Annotated in this window: 22 protein-coding genes; 10 read left to right on the plus strand and 12 right to left on the minus strand. The window is 62.7% G+C overall.

Going from position 1 to position 20,999, the window contains the following annotated elements; translation table 11 throughout:
* Nucleotides 1-9 precede the first annotated feature (9 nt).
* Genes IVB05_RS23430 through IVB05_RS23445 form a run of 4 tightly spaced genes read left to right on the plus strand, consistent with a single transcriptional unit; the run spans nucleotide 10 to nucleotide 3,996 of the window.
* Complete coding sequence (locus IVB05_RS23430; RefSeq protein ID WP_247786860.1) at nucleotides 10-951, plus strand: SurA N-terminal domain-containing protein; 942 nt, start codon at nucleotides 10-12, stop codon at nucleotides 949-951.
* Between the two features lie 13 nt (nucleotides 952-964).
* On the plus strand, nucleotides 965-2,044 hold the full coding sequence (gene pdxA, locus IVB05_RS23435) for a 4-hydroxythreonine-4-phosphate dehydrogenase PdxA (protein WP_247778273.1): 1,080 nt from the start codon (nucleotides 965-967) through the stop codon (nucleotides 2,042-2,044).
* On the plus strand, nucleotides 2,041-2,907 hold the full coding sequence (gene rsmA / locus IVB05_RS23440) for a 16S rRNA (adenine(1518)-N(6)/adenine(1519)-N(6))-dimethyltransferase RsmA (RefSeq protein ID WP_247778274.1): 867 nt from the start codon (nucleotides 2,041-2,043) through the stop codon (nucleotides 2,905-2,907). The genes pdxA and rsmA overlap by 4 nt, the downstream gene beginning before the upstream one ends.
* Nucleotides 2,908-2,937: 30 nt before the next feature.
* A complete protein-coding gene (locus IVB05_RS23445; RefSeq protein ID WP_247778275.1) occupies nucleotides 2,938-3,996 on the plus strand; it encodes an alcohol dehydrogenase in 1,059 nt (352 codons plus the stop codon).
* A 141-nt stretch (nucleotides 3,997-4,137) separates the two neighbouring features.
* On the opposite strand, the gene IVB05_RS23450 is transcribed toward IVB05_RS23445, so the two are convergent.
* On the minus strand, nucleotides 4,138-4,512 hold the full coding sequence (locus IVB05_RS23450; RefSeq protein WP_247778276.1) for a hypothetical protein: 375 nt from the start codon (nucleotides 4,510-4,512) through the stop codon (nucleotides 4,138-4,140).
* A gap of 386 nt (nucleotides 4,513-4,898) precedes the next feature.
* Here IVB05_RS23450 and IVB05_RS23455 point away from each other — a divergent pair, with 386 nt between their 5' ends.
* A complete protein-coding gene (locus IVB05_RS23455) occupies nucleotides 4,899-5,123 on the plus strand; it encodes a hypothetical protein (RefSeq protein WP_247778277.1) in 225 nt (74 codons plus the stop codon).
* Nucleotides 5,124-5,191: 68 nt separating this feature from the next.
* On the opposite strand, the gene IVB05_RS23460 is transcribed toward IVB05_RS23455, so the two are convergent.
* Together IVB05_RS23460 and IVB05_RS23465 are read right to left on the minus strand one after the other, a co-directional pair.
* The gene (locus IVB05_RS23460; protein ID WP_247778278.1) at nucleotides 5,192-5,938 is read right to left on the minus strand and encodes a GDSL-type esterase/lipase family protein; all 747 of its coding nucleotides are present in this window, start codon (nucleotides 5,936-5,938) and stop codon (nucleotides 5,192-5,194) included.
* Between the two features lie 709 nt (nucleotides 5,939-6,647).
* A complete protein-coding gene (locus tag IVB05_RS23465) occupies nucleotides 6,648-7,121 on the minus strand; it encodes an Lrp/AsnC family transcriptional regulator (protein WP_247778279.1) in 474 nt (157 codons plus the stop codon).
* Between the two features lie 111 nt (nucleotides 7,122-7,232).
* Between IVB05_RS23465 and IVB05_RS23470 the strand changes: the two genes are divergently transcribed.
* Complete coding sequence (locus tag IVB05_RS23470; protein WP_247778280.1) at nucleotides 7,233-7,772, plus strand: alpha/beta hydrolase; 540 nt, start codon at nucleotides 7,233-7,235, stop codon at nucleotides 7,770-7,772.
* Between the two features lie 182 nt (nucleotides 7,773-7,954).
* Here the strand turns inward: IVB05_RS23470 and IVB05_RS23475 are convergent, their stop codons facing one another.
* Nucleotides 7,955-8,203: a hypothetical protein gene (locus IVB05_RS23475; protein WP_247778281.1), complete on the minus strand. Its 249-nt coding sequence runs from the start codon at nucleotides 8,201-8,203 to the stop codon at nucleotides 7,955-7,957.
* Nucleotides 8,204-8,452: 249 nt separating this feature from the next.
* Between IVB05_RS23475 and IVB05_RS23480 the strand changes: the two genes are divergently transcribed.
* The 4 genes from IVB05_RS23480 to IVB05_RS23495 all read left to right on the plus strand — a co-directional run bounded on the left by IVB05_RS23480 (nucleotide 8,453) and on the right by IVB05_RS23495 (nucleotide 13,509).
* Nucleotides 8,453-8,719: a hypothetical protein gene (locus tag IVB05_RS23480; RefSeq protein WP_247778282.1), complete on the plus strand. Its 267-nt coding sequence runs from the start codon at nucleotides 8,453-8,455 to the stop codon at nucleotides 8,717-8,719.
* Nucleotides 8,720-10,353: 1,634 nt separating this feature from the next.
* Nucleotides 10,354-11,712: a caspase family protein gene (locus IVB05_RS23485; RefSeq protein ID WP_247778283.1), complete on the plus strand. Its 1,359-nt coding sequence runs from the start codon at nucleotides 10,354-10,356 to the stop codon at nucleotides 11,710-11,712.
* A gap of 31 nt (nucleotides 11,713-11,743) precedes the next feature.
* Nucleotides 11,744-12,277 (plus strand): hypothetical protein, encoded by a 534-nt coding sequence (locus IVB05_RS23490; protein ID WP_247778284.1) that lies wholly within the window; start codon nucleotides 11,744-11,746, stop codon nucleotides 12,275-12,277.
* 164 nt (nucleotides 12,278-12,441) lie between these two features.
* A complete protein-coding gene (locus IVB05_RS23495) occupies nucleotides 12,442-13,509 on the plus strand; it encodes a hypothetical protein (protein WP_247778285.1) in 1,068 nt (355 codons plus the stop codon).
* Between the two features lie 18 nt (nucleotides 13,510-13,527).
* Here IVB05_RS23495 and gmk read toward each other — a convergent pair whose 3' ends face one another.
* From gmk to IVB05_RS23535, 8 genes are all read right to left on the minus strand, one after another.
* Nucleotides 13,528-14,181, minus strand: coding sequence for a guanylate kinase (gmk, locus tag IVB05_RS23500; protein ID WP_247778286.1), 654 nt, complete (start codon nucleotides 14,179-14,181; stop codon nucleotides 13,528-13,530).
* 3 nt (nucleotides 14,182-14,184) lie between these two features.
* Nucleotides 14,185-15,072: a YicC/YloC family endoribonuclease gene (locus IVB05_RS23505; RefSeq protein ID WP_247778287.1), complete on the minus strand. Its 888-nt coding sequence runs from the start codon at nucleotides 15,070-15,072 to the stop codon at nucleotides 14,185-14,187.
* Nucleotides 15,073-15,199: 127 nt separating this feature from the next.
* Nucleotides 15,200-16,480: an endolytic transglycosylase MltG gene (gene mltG / locus IVB05_RS23510; RefSeq protein ID WP_247778288.1), complete on the minus strand. Its 1,281-nt coding sequence runs from the start codon at nucleotides 16,478-16,480 to the stop codon at nucleotides 15,200-15,202.
* A 126-nt stretch (nucleotides 16,481-16,606) separates the two neighbouring features.
* A complete protein-coding gene (fabF, locus tag IVB05_RS23515) occupies nucleotides 16,607-17,872 on the minus strand; it encodes a beta-ketoacyl-ACP synthase II (RefSeq protein WP_247778289.1) in 1,266 nt (421 codons plus the stop codon).
* Nucleotides 17,873-17,970: 98 nt separating this feature from the next.
* Nucleotides 17,971-18,210, minus strand: a complete 240-nt coding sequence (locus tag IVB05_RS23520; protein ID WP_008969609.1) for an acyl carrier protein — start codon at nucleotides 18,208-18,210, stop codon at nucleotides 17,971-17,973.
* A gap of 304 nt (nucleotides 18,211-18,514) precedes the next feature.
* Nucleotides 18,515-19,252 carry a 3-oxoacyl-[acyl-carrier-protein] reductase gene (gene fabG, locus IVB05_RS23525; protein WP_247778290.1) on the minus strand — a complete coding sequence of 246 codons (738 nt, stop codon included), beginning with the start codon at nucleotides 19,250-19,252 and terminating at the stop codon, nucleotides 18,515-18,517.
* A 21-nt stretch (nucleotides 19,253-19,273) separates the two neighbouring features.
* Nucleotides 19,274-20,227: an ACP S-malonyltransferase gene (gene fabD / locus IVB05_RS23530; RefSeq protein WP_247778291.1), complete on the minus strand. Its 954-nt coding sequence runs from the start codon at nucleotides 20,225-20,227 to the stop codon at nucleotides 19,274-19,276.
* A gap of 112 nt (nucleotides 20,228-20,339) precedes the next feature.
* Nucleotides 20,340-20,966, minus strand: a complete 627-nt coding sequence (locus IVB05_RS23535) for a LysE family translocator (protein ID WP_247778292.1) — start codon at nucleotides 20,964-20,966, stop codon at nucleotides 20,340-20,342.
* Nucleotides 20,967-20,999 lie beyond the last annotated feature (33 nt).

Genomic DNA, 20,999 nt, shown 5'->3' on the forward strand with positions numbered 1-20,999 from the left:
GACATGACCATGACGACCATCAAGCTCCTTTCCCGCCGACGTTGGTCCCTTGCCGCCGGCTGCGCCATCGCGCTGGCCGTGCTGGCCGGCGGCGTTTCACCGCTGCCGGCGCAGTCCATTGCCTGCATGGTCAACGGCGAACCCATCACCAGTCTCGATATCGAGCAGCGTACCAAGCTCAACTTCCTGACCACGCGCAAGCAGATGCCCCGGCAGGAAGTGCTCGAAGAGCTGACCAACGACAAGGTGAAGATCAAGGAGGGCAAGCGATTCGGCGTCGATCCTTCCGCTGGCGATATGGATCAAGCCTTTGCGGGAATGAGCCAGCGGATGCGCATCACACCCGAACAGCTCACCAAATCCCTGGAGAGCCAGGGTGTCCGGCCGGAAGCGCTGAAGGCCCGCCTCAAGGCCGAGATGGTCTGGGGCAGTCTGGTGCGCGGCCGCTTCAAGGAGAGCCTGCAAGTCGGCGAGCGAGACGTTGCGGCCGCCGCCGAGCAAAGCGGCGAACCGACCCAGACCGAGGCGTTCGAATACAAGCTGCAGCCGATCGTCCTGATCGTGCCGCGCGGTTCGGCGCCGGCGGCGGTCGACCAGCGGCGCAAGGAAGCGGAATCCTTGCGCGAGCGCGTCCAGACCTGCGAGCAGGCCAACTCCTACTTCAAGTCGATGCAGAATGCCGCGATCCGCGAGACGGTCACCAAGACCTCGGCCGACATTCCCGGCCCGCTTCGCGAGCTCCTGGACAAGACGCCGGTCGGCCGTTTGACCCCGCCCGAGATCACCAAACAGGGCGTCGAGATGGTGGCATTGTGCGACCGGAAACCCACCAAGATCGACACGCCGAAGAAGCGGGAAATCCGTGAAAAGATGTACGCCCAGAAATACGAGGCGAAGTCGAAGGCCTATCTGAACGACCTGCGCAAAGCCGCGATGATCGAATGTCGTTGATGGCCAGGCTCTGATGGCCAAGACTCTGAATACCAAGTCTCTAAATACCGAGGCTCTGAAGAACGAGTCTCTAAATTCCGAGGCTCTGAGGACCAAGGCTCTCGCGCTGACATCCGGCGAGCCCGCGGGCATCGGCCCCGACATCGCCCTCGCCGCCTGGCTGCGCCGCGGTGAGCTGGATCTTCCGCCGTTCTATCTGCTCGGCGATCGCGCGTTCTTCGCCGACCGGGCGAAAATCCTGGGATTGCAGGTCGACCTCGCCGATGCCGTGCCTGAGGAAGCGAGCGCGGCATTTGCGAAAGCCTTGCCCATCGTGGCGACGGGCGAAATCGCCACTGCACGGCCCGGACAGCCCGATCAGACCAGCGCGAACGCTGCGCTGGCCTCCATTCGCCACGCCGTCGACCATGTCAGGACGGGGCGAGCCGGCGCCGTCGTCACCAACCCAATCGCCAAGAGCGTGCTGTACCGCGCCGGATTCCGCCATCCCGGCCACACCGAGTTTCTCGCCGAGCTTGCCGCTGATGGCGACCGCGCGCCGCAGCCGGTGATGATGCTGTGGTCGCCGGCGCTCGCCGTCGTTCCCGTCACCATCCATCTTTCACTGCGCGAGGCGCTGGCCCAGCTCTCGAGCGAATTGATCGTCACAACGGCGCGGATTGCGGTCGCGGACCTGAAAGCGCATTTCGCCCTGGCCCAACCGCGGCTTGCGATATCGGGCCTCAATCCGCATGCCGGCGAAGACGGCTCGCTTGGCAGCGAAGACATCGACATTGTCGCGCCGGCCGTCGACATACTGCGCAAGGACGGCATCGACGCCAGGGGCCCCTTGCCGGCGGATACCATGTTTCACGCAGCGGCCCGCAAGACCTACGACTGCGCTATCTGCATGTATCACGACCAGGCGCTGATCCCGATCAAGACGATTGCGTTCGAGGACGCCGTCAACGTCACGCTGGGATTGCCGTTCATCCGCACCTCGCCGGATCACGGCACGGCCTTCGACATTGCCGGCACCGGCAAGGCCAACCCGTCCAGTCTCGCCGCGGCGTTGCGGCTCGCCGCGCGCATGGCGACGACCAAACCTTCATGAGCGCGATCGACGATCTGCCGCCCCTGCGCGACGTCATTCGCGAACATTCCCTGTCGGCACGGAAATCCCTCGGCCAGAATTTCCTGCTCGACCTCAACCTCACCGCGCGGATCGCGCGTGCCGCAGGCCCGCTCGAAGGCGCCACGATCATCGAGGTCGGCCCCGGCCCCGGCGGCCTGACGCGCGCGCTGCTGGCGCTGGGCGCCAAGCGCGTCATCGCGGTAGAACGCGACGAGCGCGCGCTGGCCCCGCTCGATTATATCGCCAAGCGCTATCCCGGCCGGCTGGAGATCGTGCATGCCGACGCGCAGCGCTTCGATCCTCGTCCGATGCTGGGCGGCGAGCCGGCAAAGATGGTCGCCAACCTGCCCTACAATATCGCGACCGCGCTTTTGGTGGACTGGCTCTCGATCGAGCCGTGGCCGCCCTGGTACGACATGATGGTGCTGATGTTTCAGCGCGAGGTCGCCGAGCGCATCGTCGCAAGAGAGAATGACGAGGCCTATGGCCGGCTCGCGGTGCTCGCCAACTGGCGCGCCGAGACCAAAATCCTGTTCGACATTTCGCCGGCCGCTTTCGTGCCGCAGCCAAAAGTAACTTCCTCGGTGGTGCGGCTGGTGCCGCGCAGCGCCCCCGAGCCCTGCGACCGCCGCGTCCTGGAACAGGTGGCCGCCGCGGCCTTCGGCCAGCGCCGGAAAATGCTGCGCCAAAGCCTCAAATCGCTGTCGGTTGACCCAGCCAGGCTGGCCGCGGCCGCCGGCGTCGACGCCACCCGGAGAGCTGAGACGATCCCGGTCTCAGGCTTTGTTGCCATGGCCCGCGAATTGACCGATATACGAAACACAAAAACTCAAACGTCCTGAAGAAACGTGGGGCTCAAGGGAGATATTGCCATGGCGCTGATGCGTCGCCAGTCGCTGGTCAAATTCGATGCGCCATTGTGCGAAACCATCGTCGACACGCCGAAGCCGCAGGGACGCGAAGTCCTCGTCCGCATCGAGCGCTGCGGTCTCTGCCATTCCGACCTGCACATCCAGGACGGCTATGCCGATTTGGGCGGCGGCAAGCGGCTCGACACCACGCGCGGCATGACGCTGCCGTTCACGCTCGGCCACGAGATCGCCGGCGTCGTCGATGAAGTCGGTCCCGATGCCCCGAAGGAGCTGATCGGAAAGAAGCAGGCGGTATTCCCCTGGATCGGCTGCGGCCAGTGCCGCGACTGCGCCAATGGCGATGAAAACCTCTGCGTCAAGCAGCGCTTCCTCGGCGTATCGATCGACGGCGGCTTCGCCACCCACGTGCTGGTGCCCGACGCGAAATATCTGCTGGATTACGATCCCCTGCCCGTCAATCAGGCGGCGACGCTGATGTGCTCGGGGGTCACCGCCTATGGCGCGCTGAAGCGCTTGGTCGACCGCCCGCGCCAGCGCAACCTGCTGCTGATCGGCCTCGGCGGCGTCGGCATGATGGGGCTTTCATTTGCGCAGGCGATGTTCAAGCAGAACATCACGGTCGCCGATCTCAGTCCCGCTGCCCGCGAGACTGCGCTGAAGAACGGCGCCGCCGTCGCCTACGATCCGTCCGAGCCCGAGATCGTCAGGCGCATCCTGAAAGAAACCGAAGGCGGCTTCGACGGCGTGGTCGATTTTGCCGGCAATGAGAAATCGATGGCGTTCGCTGTTGCCACGGTGGCACGCGGCGGCAAGGTCGTGGTCTCCGGCCTGATGGGCGGAAATTTCAGCCTGCCGATGGTGCAATGGGTCTACAAGCGCATGACCATCGAAGGCTTCATGGTCGGCACTCTCGCCGAGGCGAAGGAGCTGATGGCGCTCGCCCGCGCCGGCAAGATCAAGCCGACCCCGATGAAGGAAGAGCCGATGGCCGATGTCCAGAAATGGATCGATGAGCTGCGGGCGGGCAAGGTCGTGGGGCGGATCGTGCTGAAGAATTGAGGCGGTGCGCTCGCGTCACTGCAACGACGGAGCCTTCGGCCCGCTCCGTCCTTTTGATTCCGATAGCTTCCTGTCGAGCTGCCTTCGTCGAAATGGCCTGAGAGGTGGGCACGGCGCGAAGTGCCGTGCCCACGCTTGAAACTACCTGCTGTAGACCACGGGCGCGCGGCGGAACGCCACGCGCGGCGGCGGGCCGATGTCGCGCTGCCAGACGCGGCCATCGTCGAACTGAATGCGCATGCCATCAGGCGAATAGACAGCGCCCTCGTCGCGCGCATCGATCCAGATTCGACTGTAGGGCGCGCTCCAGTCGGGCCAGGCCCGGTAGGACTCACCCGTTTCCGTCGTGAGGTTCACGGCGTCCCCGTTCTGCGTGACGAAGGCGGGAGCGTCGAGCATGCCGTTCCGGCACATTTGGATGCAGCGGTAGGTGCCGGTCAGGTTGACCGTTTCGGCCGAGGCGCCAGTGGCGGCGCACGCAGCCAGGAGGCCCAGAGCCAGCGACAATCGTCTCATCAGGATTTACTCCATCGCATGTTTGAAGATGAGCCCGAGCAAGCGGACGAGGAACAAGCGCCGACGAAAGCAGCTTGTTCCCCCTGTTCCCTGCAGTTCCAACACCTCTGCGTGAGATGGAACGAGCGGCGTCACCGTAATTCCACGGAACGCTGACCATCGCTTGAAGGCGCTGTGCGTTTTTAGAATCGAGAACGATCTTCACAGGCAGGCTTCTGCAACCGAGCGATGGCGCGGGTGCCTCGTCGATGTGCACGCGATGGTGCCGTCGCGGCACCGAAACGCAACAGGCGACCGCAATCAAACGTCAGAAGTAGAGTTGTAACGTAGGAACCAGCCAGACTCAGGTTAGAGTCCATGCAGTTGGAACTTGGCAGGGGAATCCAATGCCATACTTCAATTTTGATCTCGTCGTCGGCGCGGACTTCAAAAACCAGGGCGGCATGATCCTCGAAAACACAGATTACGCAATCGATAAAGCCGATAGCCTCGCGAGCGAGCTTTGCATCGTTCGTCCCGAGTTGCGTTCGACAGGATGTGCCGTGCGCGTTACCGACGAAGACAGTAACGAGCTCTACCGTACTCCGGTCGATCTTGTCGGCCGCGGATGAACTCGTTCCGTCGTGCACAATGAGCGCGCGATCTTGCTAATGCGGTAACAGTGCTGGTGACAGCGCGCTTAACTTGCCTGTGATGGTCGCGAAGGCACGGCTACCGATGACCGGGCCTTGTCGACGCCGCCGACGATCGCGAGCTTCATCGCCCACGCCACACGATGCGTGGCCCAGTCGCTGTCGTGCAGCCTGTGCTCATCCGCCGACTCAACCATCCGGTCGAACGAGACCTGTTCGACCTCAGACAAGCCCTTCATGAATGCGAAGCGGCGGAACACATTGACGCCAGCGTCCCGCGCCAGTTCGCTGATCGCTTCGACCATAGCGATCGCCTTGTCCTTCTTGGCCAGCGTCAGCACGGCCGGCACGTATTGGAGGTCCATCAGGATGATATCGGCCTGCGTCTGGTTGCGCAGTTTGACCAGTCCATCGCGGATGGCGCTGGTGGTTTCGTCGAAGGAAGGAGGTGGAGGATCCAGGTTCGGACTTTGCCAGACCGCATTCGTTCCGACCTGCCAGATCACCAGATCGGGCTTCTCGGCGATGACGTCGGTATCGAACCGCTGAAGCTCGACCGGCGCTTCCTGGCCGCCGATCCCCTGGTTGACCATGGTGATCCTGGCGTTCGGATATCCGGCCTGAAGAAACGACAGCAGCCGCTCCGGGTAGGGCTTGATATTGCCGTGGCCCACCGTCGACGACGAGCCGATCGCGACGATCTTGGCTCGTCCTCTGAGGCTCTGCGCAAAGTGGGTCAGGCCCTGCTCGAATGGAATCGGCTCAACCGGAATCTGTGAGGGATCGCTGTCCATGGGTCACCAGTTTTGTTGCAGCCGAGACAACGTGGGGTGGAAGAAGAATAGCGCGCCACGGCGAAATCACCTAGCCGGGGGGAAGCGGTCGCTGATAGGATTCAGTGCGATGATGCCGTCGTCTTTCGATGAGACAGCCTTCATCTCTGTACTTCGATTTACGATGAGGCGTCTGTGGCGAATTACCTGGTCAGTGGGAGCCTTGCTTTGGTTTCCGCTTTCGTTGGCATGTTTCTGCCAATGGTCTCAACTGTGGGGCCAATTCAAAGGCCAACGAATCTTTTGCTTGGATTCGTCTATGGATTGGGGTGGTTCATTGGCGGATTTATAGACGATGTAAGATCCCGACACATGGAGCCGTTCGGATCGATCATCTGGCCGATCGCAGTTGTACTGATGGTCACATATTTTCTCGGACGACAGCTTTCGGATTATCGCGACCGGAGATTCGTCGTCGTTCTTTGTTGTATCTTCCTCTTGTTCCTGATCGTGCCTGGAAATTGGGTTGCTAACACGCCATTGAAGTACATTCCGACATACTCGAGCATTCTGCTTGCGGTCTATTAAGTCTAGTTGATTGAGTGCAGCTTGGGTGGGTTAGCGAAGCGTAACCCACCATTTCTCTGCAAGACGATGGCGGGCCACGCTTCGCTAACCCGCCCCACGCACTGTCACCGCACTACCGATCCAATTCGATCGGAACGCAAAGTTAGCGCTGGATCAACGCCCGCCCGATCGGCTTTGACGGCTCGCTGCGCAAGACCAGCGACGTCGTGACCGAGCCGTGCCGCGCGACTGCATCCACGATCGTTTCAAGCTCCTGTGGGGACGGCACGAAGACCTTGAGAATGAAACAATCCTCTCCGGTCAGTCGCAGCACCTCCATGACGTGAGGCATTTCGGAAAATTGCTTCAGGCAGGACTGAATATGTTCGTGGGTCGTGCGCAGGCGGATGACGGCCATCATCCTCAACCCCAGCGCGGCCGGATTGATCTTCGCGGCATAGCCGGTGATGATTCCGCGCTCCTCCAGCCGCTTGACCCTTTCTGAGGTCGCCGGCTGTGAGAGTCCGACCCGGCGGCCGAGCTCCGATATCGCGATGCGTCCGTCTTCCTGGAGGACTTCGATGATCGCGACATCAGTCGGGTCCAGCGCTGGGACGGAGCTTTCTCGAAATGACATTGAAGACCTTAAATCCATCGGTAAGAGGACATCTTTTCCGATGATTGCCCATTCCAGATCGTAGCGGAAGACGTCAGTTTCGCCCCGTTTCGCAAAGACAACGGAGTTGATATGACCGAGATTGTTATTCTGCCGGGGATCGGAGGATCGGGTGAGTTGCACTGGCAAACCCGGTGGGAAAAGCGCGATCCGAGGTATCGACGTTTCCAGCCGACCGACTGGAATCGGCCTGAACTCAAGGACTGGATTTTAGCGCTGGATCGCGCAGTTGGCGCCACTCCGAAACCACCGCTCCTCGTCGCTCATAGCCTGGCATGTCTTCTAGTTGCGCACTGGCAGCAGGTTTCCACAGCGTCGGTCGCAGGCGCATTCCTCGTTGCCGTTCCGAATCCGGAAACGCCAGCCTTCCCCGCCGAGGCCGCCGGTTTCGCCAATCCGCCATCGACCAAATTCCGCTTCCGCTCGCTCGTGATCGCAAGCGCGAACGATCCGTATGGCACCATCGAATATGCGCGCGGGAAAGCGAGCCATTGGGGCAGCGGCATCGTCGAAGTGGGGGAGCTTGGCCATATCAACGAGGCAAGCGGGCTTGAGGACTGGTCGCAGGGGAAGGACTTGCTCGCGGCTTTTGCGGCGGGAGTTGCGCATTGATCGCCCCAAATGTTTTCGGCGAAGCCGGTATTACCGTCTGTCACAGTGCACTTAATTTGCCGCGAGGCTATGAATTCGCAACGAGTGCACTGTCGGCAATGACGGAAACCACACGACATCGCCCGGCGCCCTTCCTCGACAGGTCAACCCTCGCGCTGTACTCATCCGAGTCCCGGTGATGATCAGCGTCTGCCTGAGCGGAGGGTGCGCCCGGCTGCGGAAGGCGAAGTCGTCTTATTGATTGCCGCCGGGTCTGAGCGGCCGTCATGATCCTCGGCCATGTCGCTGGGCGCAGGCTCCAGTGAGCTCAACGCTGCATCGACCTTCTCCATAAGGCGTTCCAGTTCGGCGCGCTCATTGGGCCCCGGGTCCTCCTCCAACCTGCCCAGCAGTTGTTGCTTTTGAGTGAGAAGTTTCGCAAGTGAAGTCATGGTGACCTCATCCGAGTACGGAGCGGGAGGGGTGCGAAGAACAAATCGATCAACCATTCAGAACGGCGTCAGGTTCCTCCGCTCGCAACCACAGGCGTGAAACCTGCATCGAGGACGACAAATAGCAACGGGTTCTACCGGTCGCGCGATGAGCGATCGCGATCGAAATCGAGACGGTTCGCCGCAATGTTTCTTTGGCGGAACCTGAGATGACAGCGCGTCATCAAAAATCTCCGCCAAGCGGAACGAATGCCTTCCGAAGCCTTTGGTTTTGATCGACAAGAGGAGGTATCTATGAAGCTATCTGCCTTGACGATTGCAACACTGCTTACGGTCGGAACCATCGGTTCGGCCAACGCTCTCGAGTTTGGCGTCGGTCCCGGCGGCGTCTACGTTGGTCCCGGCTATGATCGCCCCTACTACCGTGATTACAGAGATGACTGCCGGATCGTTATCCGCGAACGCACCAACCGCTTTGGTGAACGCGTCAGGATTCGCGAGCGCATCTGCGACTAAACACGCGCTCGACGGTAGCCACGATCAGCTCGGGGTCCGTCGGGGATGCTGAACCGATCGGTAGGTCAGGAATTGGAACGATGTCGCACTCCCCCGCGACATCGTTCCCGCAAAAGAAGGGTCTCAGGGACCCGCCGGGACTCTTCTTGCGCTTCTTGGGCCGAAACCGCGATTACAGTGCACTTAACTTGATGCCGGCTTCGAAATGACGTTGCCGCCCTGCGAATTTTCGTTTCTCGCTTCTTCCCATCCTTCAAGCTTTAGTTCGCTTGATGTCATTTGCGACCTTTGGGTCCCTCAAGTCTCTGTGCCACCAATGGTTCACGAGATCTAACGGCTTTTCCCTGCGTCGCCTATTGTCTACGACCGCCAGCAACTTAATGAGGAGTCTAAAAACTCGGGGTAGCTCAGGCTCTGGAAGCCTCACAAGTTTAGCTAACTGAATCCTGAGGTCCGGCTTCATGATCAATACACTTGGGGTGAGCGTTTCCTTTAGCCGCGCTTCGGAAATCGCAACGGCCGCGTCTTCCTCACGCGGACTCGCCTGCAAGATGAGGACATTTAAACCAAGAAGCAGCCTACGTTTGCAATCTCCGTTCTGCGCCTGGAACCATGCGTCGCCTTCTGAATCACTTACGATCCCCTGCGCCAACTGATTCAGTAGTATCTCTTCGTCTGTGCTTAGCATCAGAAAGATCTGTCCTTACTGCAGCCGGAAGATTGCGTGCAACTACGGTGACCGTGCACCTGACTGCCTATGATCCTCGCGAAGGCGCGTTGTATTGAATGCACCGTAATTCTCGCTGCGCAACAGCCACTTCGCGCTCGCGCGATTTCCTCCCGCGCCCTAATCACTGATTTGCCCGACATGGCAAGAAACATATTTCGCGCTCGCTAAAGATTTTTCGCTTAACGCGCCACCCAAATCAAACCTACAACTCCCGCTATCCTGTCCCGCCAGAGGGGCGTTGGCCATCGTCACGAACGTTGGGACGGGTTGCGGTGGACGCGGCAGCGTCGGGCGCGAGGTGTGTTCGCAGGGCGGTTCTTCCGTGAGCGGACATATCGCGCAGACGAACGGCGCTTAAACGCCTCGGCTGAAACTTCTTCCGGCAGCATGCGGGCCGGTTGAGGCGTATGGTTCGAGGAAGCTGTGGACGGCAAAACCGTGTGGTCCTGGCACCCGTTGCTGGTGTCAAGCTGATGGAGATTGTCGGGCCCAACCGGGCTTCGATCAATCGCTAATCCGTCAGCGACGGAGGCAAAAGGAATTCGTCTCCGGGGAGAGCGCGGCATAAGCCGTTAAAACCATCGCGCAGGGAAAGCCGGGTGATCCGGCGCACCTGCGGTCCGCCGTGTGCATTCTTGCGCACGACTGCGGGTGTCATGGGCACCCGGCTTTCCCTGCGCCCTCTGCTTTCGAGAGGGCATCGTAGACTTATAACTTCGGGCGCACCGCGCCGCGAGATCGCAATGTCGTATCCAGCCGCCGGCCGCATCTATCGAAAACAACTACGCGCAGGGAGTACCGACATCGCTCTACCCAATCAGCCCTGTTTGCGACGCCGCGGCGCTTTCCGCAGGACACGCCTCCTGATAATCTGCCGTCATTTCATTATGGGTTTTATTAGAAGATGCGCGGGGCTTTCGGCGGGAAAATCTGGAAAATCGCGGCGCTGGCGTCATTGGCTGCGCTTGCCCTCGCTACACCTGCCGCGGCAGAGAAGCGCGTCGCGCTGGTCATCGGCAACTCCGCCTATCAGAACGTGACCCGGCTCGATAACCCCCGCAACGACGCGGCGCTGATGGCCGAGACGCTCTCAGGTCTCGGCTTCACGCTGATCGGCGGCCGCGCCCAGCTCGATCTCGACAAGCCGGCGATGGATTTGGCCGTGCAGAATTTCGGCCGTCTGGTTCAGGGCGCCGACGTCGCGCTGTTCTATTATGCTGGCCACGGCGTGCAGGTCGCCGGCGCGAATTATCTCGTTCCGGTCAGCGCCAACCCGACGCGCGAGGCCGATGTCGATTTCCAGATGGTGGACGTCAGCCTCGTGCTGCGCCAGATGCAGGGCTCCGGCACGCGCTTCAACATGGTGATCCTCGATGCCTGCCGTAACAACCCGTTCGGCGCCCGCGGATTGCGCGCCTCCGACGGCGGCCTCGCGCAGATGCGCGCGCCGGAGGGCACGCTGATTTCCTATGCGACGCAGCCCGGCAATGTCGCGCTCGACGGCACCGACGGCCACAGCCCCTACACCAGGGCGCTTGCCACGACGATCAAGCAGGCCGGGCTCGACATCTTCCAGACCTTCAACCAGGTCGGCCTCGCCGTGAAACGCCAGACCGGCGGATCGCAACAGCCCTGGGTGTCCTCCTCGCCGATCGACGGCAATTTCTATTTCGTGGCCCCTGCCCCAGTCGCTTCATCCCAACAGCTTGCGGTCGCGGCGCCGCCCGAGCCGCTGGCCTCGACGCTGCGTCCCGATCCCGACCGCATCCCGATCAAGGATCCCGTGCTGCTGCGCGAATTGAGCGACCGCCTGTTCGAGCTGAATTACGACCCGGAGCCGCCGGACAGCAAGAACGGCATGCGCCTGGCGATCTCCAAGTTTCAGGACAAGGTCAGGATGACGCCGAATGGTGAAGCCACCGAAGGCGTGCTGACGCGGCTGCGCAAGATGGAAGACCTGAAGCCGTGGGCCTCGATCGTCTACGGCCCCGACGGCGACAAATGGGGAATGTCCTGGAATCACGCTTCGCGCCGGGCGGCGATCGACGACGCACGCAGCAAGTGCGGCGCGAACAAATGTCCGATGGAGCTGAGTTTCTACGGGTCGCGATGCGGCGCGTTCGCGATCTCGGACGAGTCGTGGTCGCTGATTCAGCGCGACACCGTTGCGCAGGCCAGGAAAGCGGCGCTTGACGAGTGCGGCAAGGCTGGCAAATCCTGCCGCATTATTGGCGCGGTCTGTGCCGACGGGTCGGGCCGCTAATTTTTGTTCGCGATATTGGAAGCACCTGCTCATGCAACATGCCGTCCGACGTTCGATCCCGATCGTCCTCCTTTCCCTGCTGATATCGGTGGCGTGCAGCTCCGGCCTCGCTTATGCGCAATCCGGCAGCGCCGGCGGCAGCATCGGCAACGACGAAAAATCGCTGTCCGGTTCACGCGAGAAGCCACGCGCGGTCGAATCCTCCAAGCCGGCGCGTCGCGCCAAGCCCGAAGCCGACGAGCCGCGCCGCGCGTCGCGCAGAAGCGGTGGTGAGGGCAGCGGCGGTGGCGGTGGCGGTGGCGGTAGCAATTTCGATGGCTCATGGGTTTCCGTTGCCGTGGGCACGCCTTGCGGCAGCGCCACCGAGAGATTTGTCATCTTCGGCGGCAGGATTTCGGGCGAGTTGAGCTCCGGGTCGGTCAGCCCAAATGGCGCCACGAGGAGCGGCGGATCCGTCCAGGGTTTGAGCTGGAACAGTTCCGGGCGTTTTTCGGGCCGCAGCGGCTCCGGCTCATTCGTGCGATCCGATGGCTGTACCGGACGCTGGACCGCCTCCAAACAGTAGGAAAAAGGCCGGTTTTTCGAGAGGCTTAGCCCGCCTCAATTGAGGCGGAACACTAGCCCCAATTATACCCCATCCCTTCCGGAATTGCGGCTCATTGCCACCCAAGTCTCTGACCAGATTGGGGGCGTCAAGAGTCGCGTTGCGTAGCGTTGCCGGGGATGTTGATGTCGAACCGTTCCGTGAAATTCGTCCCGGCTCTCGTTGCCGGTGTCGTGGCTGGAGCCAATCTGGCCACCATGACGGATCTCCGGGCCCAGGTAATAGCAGCCGCGGAAGCCGCCACGCCAGCGACCCAGGCCGGCGCAGACAGTTGCCTGTCCGCCCCGAAGGGCGCGATCCCCTCGGGCAGCCATTGGTACTATCGCATCGATCGCGTCACCAAACGTCAATGCTGGTACCTCCGGGAGGAGAGCGACACGGCCGACGACAAGTTCGCGCGCGCCGCGCCGCCAGCTTCGGCCCCGGCGCCGTCTTCGGCCGCAGCAGAACCGGCGTCGCCGCAGCAACGAACGATCACGCGCAAGTCGATCGCCGACGCACGTGCCGAATGGGTCTCCCAGCAACCCCGCGCCGAACCGAATTCGCCCGCCAAAGCCGAGCCGCGAACGGTTGCCGCAGCCCCCGCACCGGCCGCTCAGAATGCCCAGCGCGCAGCCATGCCGAACGTGCTCGCGCCAGCGCCGCTGTCGTCGATGCGATGGAACGACGCTCCCACCACGAGATCTCTGGGCAATCCAGCTGATCTCCAGGTCGCCGCCGCCAACCCGCCCGCAGGCCAGCCGCCGCAGGCCGCGGAAGTGCAGCAGCCCGCGGCAGATCAGGTTGCGCCCGCCGCAGCGGACGCGGCGACGGCAAAGCCGACCGCATCGCTGCAGAAGCTGTTGCTGGTGATGGCCGCCGCCCTCGCGCTGGCCGGCCTCACGGTAAGCGCGATCGTCAGGATCGGCCGCATGCGGGCGCGTCGCGCCATGCGCCGCAAGCGGCGCGCGATGTGGGATTCCGCAAAGACTAAGCGGCGTTCGCCGCAACCGATGTTCCATGACGAGGACGCCGGGCTGCGGCGTGCCGGAGGCGTGCACCATCCGCGCGTGCCCCAGGAAAGGACAACACGCGTACCCCGAGAGCGGCCGCGCCCGCCCCAGGAACGGCGACACGCGCCCAACCAGGATCGGGAGCGGGAGCGGCAAGTTACAGAAATGCTGTCCCGGCTCGCCCGCAGCGCGCAGACCTGACCGAAACGGAAGCGGCGGCTATTTCTCCAGCTGGCGCTGCAGCTTGCGAACGAACTCGGTGAGGCCGGTGCGGCGCTCGCGCTTGAGCCGCTCGGCCTTGAGGATCGACTGCACTTCGGCGAAGGCGTCATCGACGCTGTGGTTGACGACGATATAGTCGTATTCCGCCCAGTGACTGAGTTCATGGCTGGCGCGGCTCATGCGGCCGCGAATCACCTCGTCGGAATCCTGCGCACGGGTGTGCAGCCGTTTCTCCAGATCGGCGGCCGATGGCGGCAGGATGAACACCCGGACCACATCGACGCTTGCCTTCTGATGCAGCTGCTGGGTGCCCTGCCAGTCGATGTCGAACAAGACGTCCTGTCCCGCCGACAATGCCGCCTCGACCGGCGCGCGCGGCGTCCCGTAGAGATTGTCGAACACAGTCGCCCATTCGAGCAGTTCGCCCTGCTCCACCATCGTCTCGAATTTGGGCTTGTCGACGAAGAAATAATCGCGTCCCTCGACCTCGCCCGGTCGCATCGAGCGCGTCGTCGCCGAAACTGACATCTTCAGGCCCGGCTCGCGCTCAAGCAGCATGCGCGACAGCGTGGTCTTGCCCGCGCCCGAAGGCGACGACAGCACGAACATCAGCCCTCGCCGTTCCACCCCGTCGAAACCTCCAGCCGTCATCGGTTACTCCAGGTTCTGGACCTGCTCGCGGAACTGCTCGACCACGTTCTTCATCTCGAGCCCGGTCTGGGTCAATTCCAGATCGTTCGATTTGGAGCAGCAGGTGTTGACCTCGCGGTTGAATTCCTGGGCGAGGAAGTCGAGCCGCCGCCCGACCGGTCCGCCCTTGCCGATCATCTCACGGGCCTGCGCGACGTGCGAGGCGATGCGGTCGAGCTCTTCGCGGATGTCGGCCTTGGTCGCGATCAGGATCGCTTCCTGATTGAGCCTGTCAGGATCGAAGCGTTCCGAAGTGTCCAGCAGTGCGGCCACCTGTTCGGCCAGGCGCGCCCTGATCGCCTCCGGCTTGCGGCCGGGTGCCGCCTCGGCCCGCTTCGCCAGCCTCTCGATCTCATCCATGCGCTGGATCAGAATTTGCCCGAGCGTCGTGCCCTCGCGGCGGCGCATCTCGACGAGATGGGCGAGCGCCTGCTCGAAGGCGGCGGCGGCGGCATCCCTCGCCGCCTTGTCTTCCGCCTCGTCGCTTTCGGGTTCGACGACTTCGATGACGCCCTTGATGCCAAGGAGACCGTCGATGCTGGGCGCCACTGCATCGATCCTGCCGGCGAGTTCGCCCGCGACCTTCACGATCGAGGCCAGCACGTCTTCATTGATGCGCACGGTGGAGACCGCGTTGGCGCGCTTGACGCTGAGGTTGGCGTAGACCGTGCCCCGCGACAGCACCTCACCCGCGCGTTTCTTGGCAAAGGCCTCCAGTTCGTCCCAGCCCGGCGGCAGGCGCAAGCGCAGGTCAAAACCCTTGGCGTTGACGGACTTCAGTTCCCACTCGAACGTATAGGGGCCACTGGCGCCGTGACTCCGGGCAAAACCGGTCATGCTCGATAGCGCCATCGCGTAACACTCTCCAAAAGACAGGGATTTCGAGACTCGAAAGGGACGGCGCGACCTTAAGCCGATTTCCGCCAAAGTGGAATTGCGTTCCGGCCGTAGCGGAAATGCCGACTTAACCGGCCGGGCGTCAGCGCTGAACCACCGGCGGCGTCGTGGTCGACTGCGCGGCGCCCTGGCGGGCCGGCGCCGTCGCAGGCGCCGCAGGACGGGCGGGCGGCTTCTTCGGCCCGGCCGGCCGCGGCGTGGTCGCGGTTGGATTGGTATCGGCCGGCCCTCCGGCCGACGTGGGCGGCGGCGCATCCTCTGATGGTTCGACGGTGTCGTTCTGAATCTGTTTTTCGAGCGCCCGCAGCTTGGCGACGTTCTTCTGGTGCTGGTCGTAGGTCTCGGTAAAGGCGTGCCCGCCGGTCCCGTCAGCCACGAAGAACAGGTCGCGCGTGCGCGCCGGGTTGGCGGCGGCTTCGAGCGAGGCGCGGCCCGGATTGGCGATCGGTCCGGGCGGCAGGCCCTCGATCACGTAGGTGTTGTAGGGCGAAGGCTGCGTGATCTCGGAGCGCTTGATCGGCCGGCCCAGCGTACCCTTGCCGCCGACCAGGCCGTAGATGATGGTCGGATCGGACTGCAGCTTGATCCTCTGCCGCAGGCGATTGGTGAATACGGCGGCCACGCGGCTGCGCTCGTCGGCCCGGCCGGTTTCCTTCTCGATGATCGAGGCCAGCGTGATGAGCTGCTCCGGCGACTTGACCAGAACATCCGGATTGCGGCGTTCCCAGATTTCAGCGAGCACTCGCTTCTGGCTCTGTTGCAAGCGGTGGATCACCTGCTCGCGCGTGGTGCCGCGCGGGAATTTGTAGGTTTCCGGCAGCAGCGTGCCTTCGCGCGGCATTTCCCGCACGCTCCCAGCGAAGATGTCGTTGTCGATAAGCCGCGCCACGATCTGTTCGGAAGTCAGGCCTTCGGGAACCGTGACGGCGTGCTGTACCACCTTGCCCTCGACGATGGTGGCGATGACGTCGCGCAGGCTGGCATTCTTCTGGAAGGAATACTCGCCGGGCTTGAGGTCGGAACTCGCCTTCAGCGCAAACACGCCGCCGATGAACGCCCAACGACCGACGTTGATCACCCCCTCGCGCAGCAACGTGTCGGCGATGTCGGCCTTGCCGGCCCGCGTCGGAATGTTGACGATCTTGTCTTCCCGCAGCGGCCCCGGCGTCTCCAGCATTTGCCGGCCGTAATAATACGTGGTCCCCGCCCCGATCATCAGAATGATCAGGATGGTGATGATGGCATTGCCGACGACCACGAAAGGATTGCGGGCGCGCTCCGACCGCTTCGGCGGCGGCGGCACCTGCTCGGGCTCCAACGCAGCGCGCGGGCTCCGTGGTGAAATGGGCGGCCTCTCACTCATCGATGCAACCTGAATCCTGTCGGTTCAATCGCGGCCCGGCAATCCCCTGCCCAGCCGATAGCATACGCCCATATGTAGAAGTCATCGCCGAATACGGCAAAACGGTGGAGTCGTTATAAACACTTGCTAGTCAGCCACGCGCCGAACGATCACGGAGGCATTGGTCCCCCCGAAACCGAAGGAATTCGACAGCGCGACGTTAATCTCGCGCTTGCGCGCCGTCTGCGGCACCAGATCGATTGCCGTTTCCACCGACGGATTTTCCAAATTGATGGTGGGCGGAGCAACGTTATCGCGAATCGCAAGGATACTGAAAATGGCCTCGATCGCGCCGGCAGCACCGAGCAGGTGCCCGGTCGACGATTTCGTCGACGACATCGACACCTTGGAGGCGGCGTTGCCGAGCAGCCGCTCCACCGCGCCGAGTTCGATCTCGTCGCCGATCTGCGTCGAGGTTCCGTGCGCGTTGATGTAGTCGATATCGGATACCGCGATCCCGGCGCGCTTGATCGCCGCGCTCATGCTGCGGAAGCCGCCATCACCATCCGGCGCTGGCGAGGTGATGTGATAGGCATCGCCCGACAGGCCATAGCCGACCACTTCCGCATAGATCTTCGCACCGCGCTTTTTCGCGTGCTCATATTCCTCGAGCACCACGATACCGGCCCCCTCACCCATCACGAAACCATCGCGATCCTTGTCGTAGGGTCGCGAGGCTCTTTGCGGTGCCTCGTTGTAACCGGTCGAGAGCGCACGCGCGGCGCAAAAGCCCGCCATCGCCAACCGGCAGATCGGCGATTCGGTCCCGCCCGCCACCATGACGTCGGCGTCGCCGAGCGCAATGAGCCTCGCACCGTCGCCGATCGCATGCGCGCCGGTCGAACACGCCGTCACCACGGAATGGTTGGGGCCCTTGAGGCCGTGCTCGATCGAGACATAGCCGGACGCGAGATTGATCAGGCGCCCCGGAATGAAGAACGGCGATACCCTGCGCGGCCCGCGCTCCTTCAGAAGCAACGCGGTGTCGGCGATGCCGGACAGGCCGCCGATCCCCGAACCGATCAGGGTGCCGGTGGCGCATTTGTCTTCTTCGGTCGAGGGATGCCAGTCGGCGTCATCTAGCGCCTGACGCGCCGCAGCCATCGCAAAGATGATGAAATCGTCGACCTTGCGCTGTTCCTTTGGCTCCATCCACTGGTCGGGATTGAAAGTGCCATCACTGCCGTCGCCGCGTGGAATCACGCAAGCGATCCGGCTCGCAAGATCGGCGACTTCAAATGTATCGATCTTCCTGGCGCCGCTCTGGCCGTTGAGGATACGCGCCCACGTTGTGTCAACGCCGCAGCCGAGCGGCGTAACCATGCCCAGCCCCGTGACGACAACCCGCCTCATGTCAAAAACTCCAACCCGAAACCAACGGCACAAAACAAGAAACCGGGGGACCGTTCGACAACGGCCCGTCCGGCTCTGTCTCTACCCGCCCGGGACGTTCAGCTTTTCGCGTTCTTCTCGAGAAACTTCGTAGCGTCGCCGACGGTCAAAATCGTCTCGGCGGCGTCATCCGGGATTTCGCAACCGAACTCTTCTTCAAATGCCATCACAAGCTCGACGGTGTCGAGACTGTCGGCGCCGAGATCGTCGATGAAACTTGCGTTGTCGACAACCTTATCGGGTTCAACACCGAGGTGTTCGACCACAATCTTCTTAACCCGCTCGCCAATCTCACTCATCGTTCAACCTCGTGCTTGTTCCATTGGACCCGACCCCAAGACGCTATAGAGACGCTACGAGCTATCGTGGTCGTTAAACTTCCTTCGCTATCGCGCATAGTCTTGATTCGGCCCGGTGGTAGCCGACAAAGCCCCGGCGAACGGCAGGCGTCGCCACGCCAATATACAGGGTTTCAAAATCCTGCAATGGCCTTGTTTGCCCATCCGTCGGGGGTTCGGTTATCATACTTCCCTAGCCTTGACTACAAGCCTCAACCGTCCCGGGAAACGGCCTTTGGCCGCACCGATCGGGGCAATAACTGGCTCAAAACATGGCCATTCCGCCGTTGACGTGAATCGTCTGGCCGGTGACGTAGGCCGCCTCGTTCGAGGCGAGATAGACGGCCGCCGCGGCGATGTCCTCCGGCGTCCCCAGCCGCGCCGCAGGAACCTTCGTCAGGATGGTCTCGCGCTGCTTGTCGTTGAGCGCGTCCGTCATCGGCGTCTTGATGAATCCCGGCGCAATGCAATTGGCGGTCACGTTGCGCTTGGCGTATTCCGCACCCAGCGTCTTGATCAGGCCGATGATTCCGGCCTTCGACGCGGTGTAGTTGGCCTGGCCGGGGTTGCCGGTCACACCGACGATCGAGGTGATCGCAATGATCCGGCCGAAACGCTTGCGCATCATCAGTTTGGTTGCAGCGCGGGCGAGACGGAAGGTCGCGGTCAGATTGACCTGGATGACGTCGTCCCAATCCTCGTCACGCAACTGCACGAAAAGGTTGTCGCGCGTGATGCCGGCATTGGCGATCAGGATGTCGACCTGCCCCATCGCGGCTTCCGCCGCGGGCACCAGCGCCTCGACATCAGCGCTATCGGAAAGGTTGCACGGCAGCACGTGGACGCGATCGCCAAGCTTGCCGGCGAACGAATCCAGCACCTCGCGGCGCGTTCCCGATATCGCTACCGTCGCGCCCTGCGCGTGCAACGCCTGTGCGATCGCCCCGCCAATGCCGCCGGTCGCGCCGGTCACCAGCGCCGTCCTGCCCGTCAAATCGAACATCAATGTCTCCTTCCGGGAGCTTTAGGCCGAAGCCGCCAATGCGTCCTTGGCCGCCGCAATATCGTTGGGTCCCCCGATCGACACTCCGACCGCGCCGTCGGCGATGCGCTTGACCAGCCCGCTCAGCACCTTGCCGGCGCCGATTTCGAAGAACCGCGTGACGCCATGACCTGCCATGTAGGCCACGGACTCGCGCCAGCGCACGGTGCCGGTGACCTGCTCGATCAGGCGGCGGCGAATCTCGTCGGGATCGGTGATCGGCGCCGCCAGCACGTTCGACACCAGCGGCGAGGCCGGCGTCTTGATCGTTACACCGGCCAGCGCCTCCGCCATCGCATCGGCCGCGGGCTGCATCAGCTTGCAATGGAACGGCGCGGACACCGGCAGCAGCATTGCGCGCTTGGCGCCTTTGGTCTTGGCGATTTCGAGCGCGCGCTCGACGGCGGCCTTGTCGCCGGACACCACCACCTGTCCGCCGCCATTGTCGTTGGCGGCCTGGCAGACCTGACCCTGCGCGGCTTCGCTGGCAACCGCCATCGCGGCCTCATAATCGAGCCCAAGCAGTGCGGCCATGGCGCCGGCGCCGACCGGCACGGCCTTTTGCATCGCAAGGCCGCGGGTACGCAGCAGGCGCGCGGTATCGCTGATGCTGAGGCTGCCGGCTGCGGCCAGCGCGGAATATTCGCCGAGCGAATGGCCGGCGACGAAGGCTGCATCCCGCTCCACGGAAAAGCCCGCCTCGGTCTCCAGTACCCGCAGCGTGGCGATCGAGACCGCCATCAGGGCCGGCTGGGCATTTTCGGTGAGCTGGAGGATTTCGGCCGGGCCGTCCCAGATGATGGCGGTCAGCTTCTCGCCGAGCGCCGAATCGACCTCGTCGAACGCCGCCCGCGCGGCCGGAAAGGCCTCCGCCAGGGCCTTGCCCATGCCGACCGCCTGGGAACCCTGTCCCGGAAACGTAAATGCAGCCGTCATCGGCGCTCCCTCATTCGAATGGGGCCGTAAGACACTGACCAAGGCCGGGATGTCAAGCCGCGGTGCGGGACGACGCATTCCTTAGGAACGTCGAGAATTGGGGCGGACCGGCTCAGCGTTCTTGCAGCGCCAACCGGACGCCCAGAGCGCAATAGATGGCGCCCACTGCCTTGCCCTGCCATTTCAGCACAGTGGGATTTCGACGGAGAAAATTGCCCAGTCCTCCCGCGCAGACCGCAAAAACCACCGTGCTGACGAGCCCCAACAGGACAAAAAGGATCCCCAGGATCGTCAGTTGAAGCATGACCGATCCGTTTTCAGGCACCACGAACTGGGGGAGGAACGCGAGGAAGAAAAGCGCGGTCTTTGGGTTTAGCACCTCGGCCAAAATAGCCTGCCTCAATGCCCTGCCGGCCGAGATTGGTAGTGCGCCGGCCGCCAGATTTGCCGGCGTTCTCTCAAGGAATGCACGAATGCCGAGGTAAACCAGATACGCGGCGCCAATGTATTTGATGATGCTGAACAGCAATGCCGAAGTGGCAATGATCGCCGAGATGCCGACGATCGCCATAAGGGTATGAATCATGTCGCCAGCCGCGATCCCGACGCCGGTCGCAATTCCCACCTTGGTGCCCGAACTCGTTGCCCGTGCAATGGTGAGTAGCGTGGCGGGGCCCGGAATGAATACGAAGCCGAGCACGACCGCCGCATAAGCAGCCAAGGTGGTCAGATCGATCATGCGGTGGCTCCTTTCTCACAGATACTGTACGCT

Source organism: Bradyrhizobium sp. 170, assembly GCF_023101085.1.
Lineage (GTDB): Bacteria > Pseudomonadota > Alphaproteobacteria > Rhizobiales > Xanthobacteraceae > Bradyrhizobium.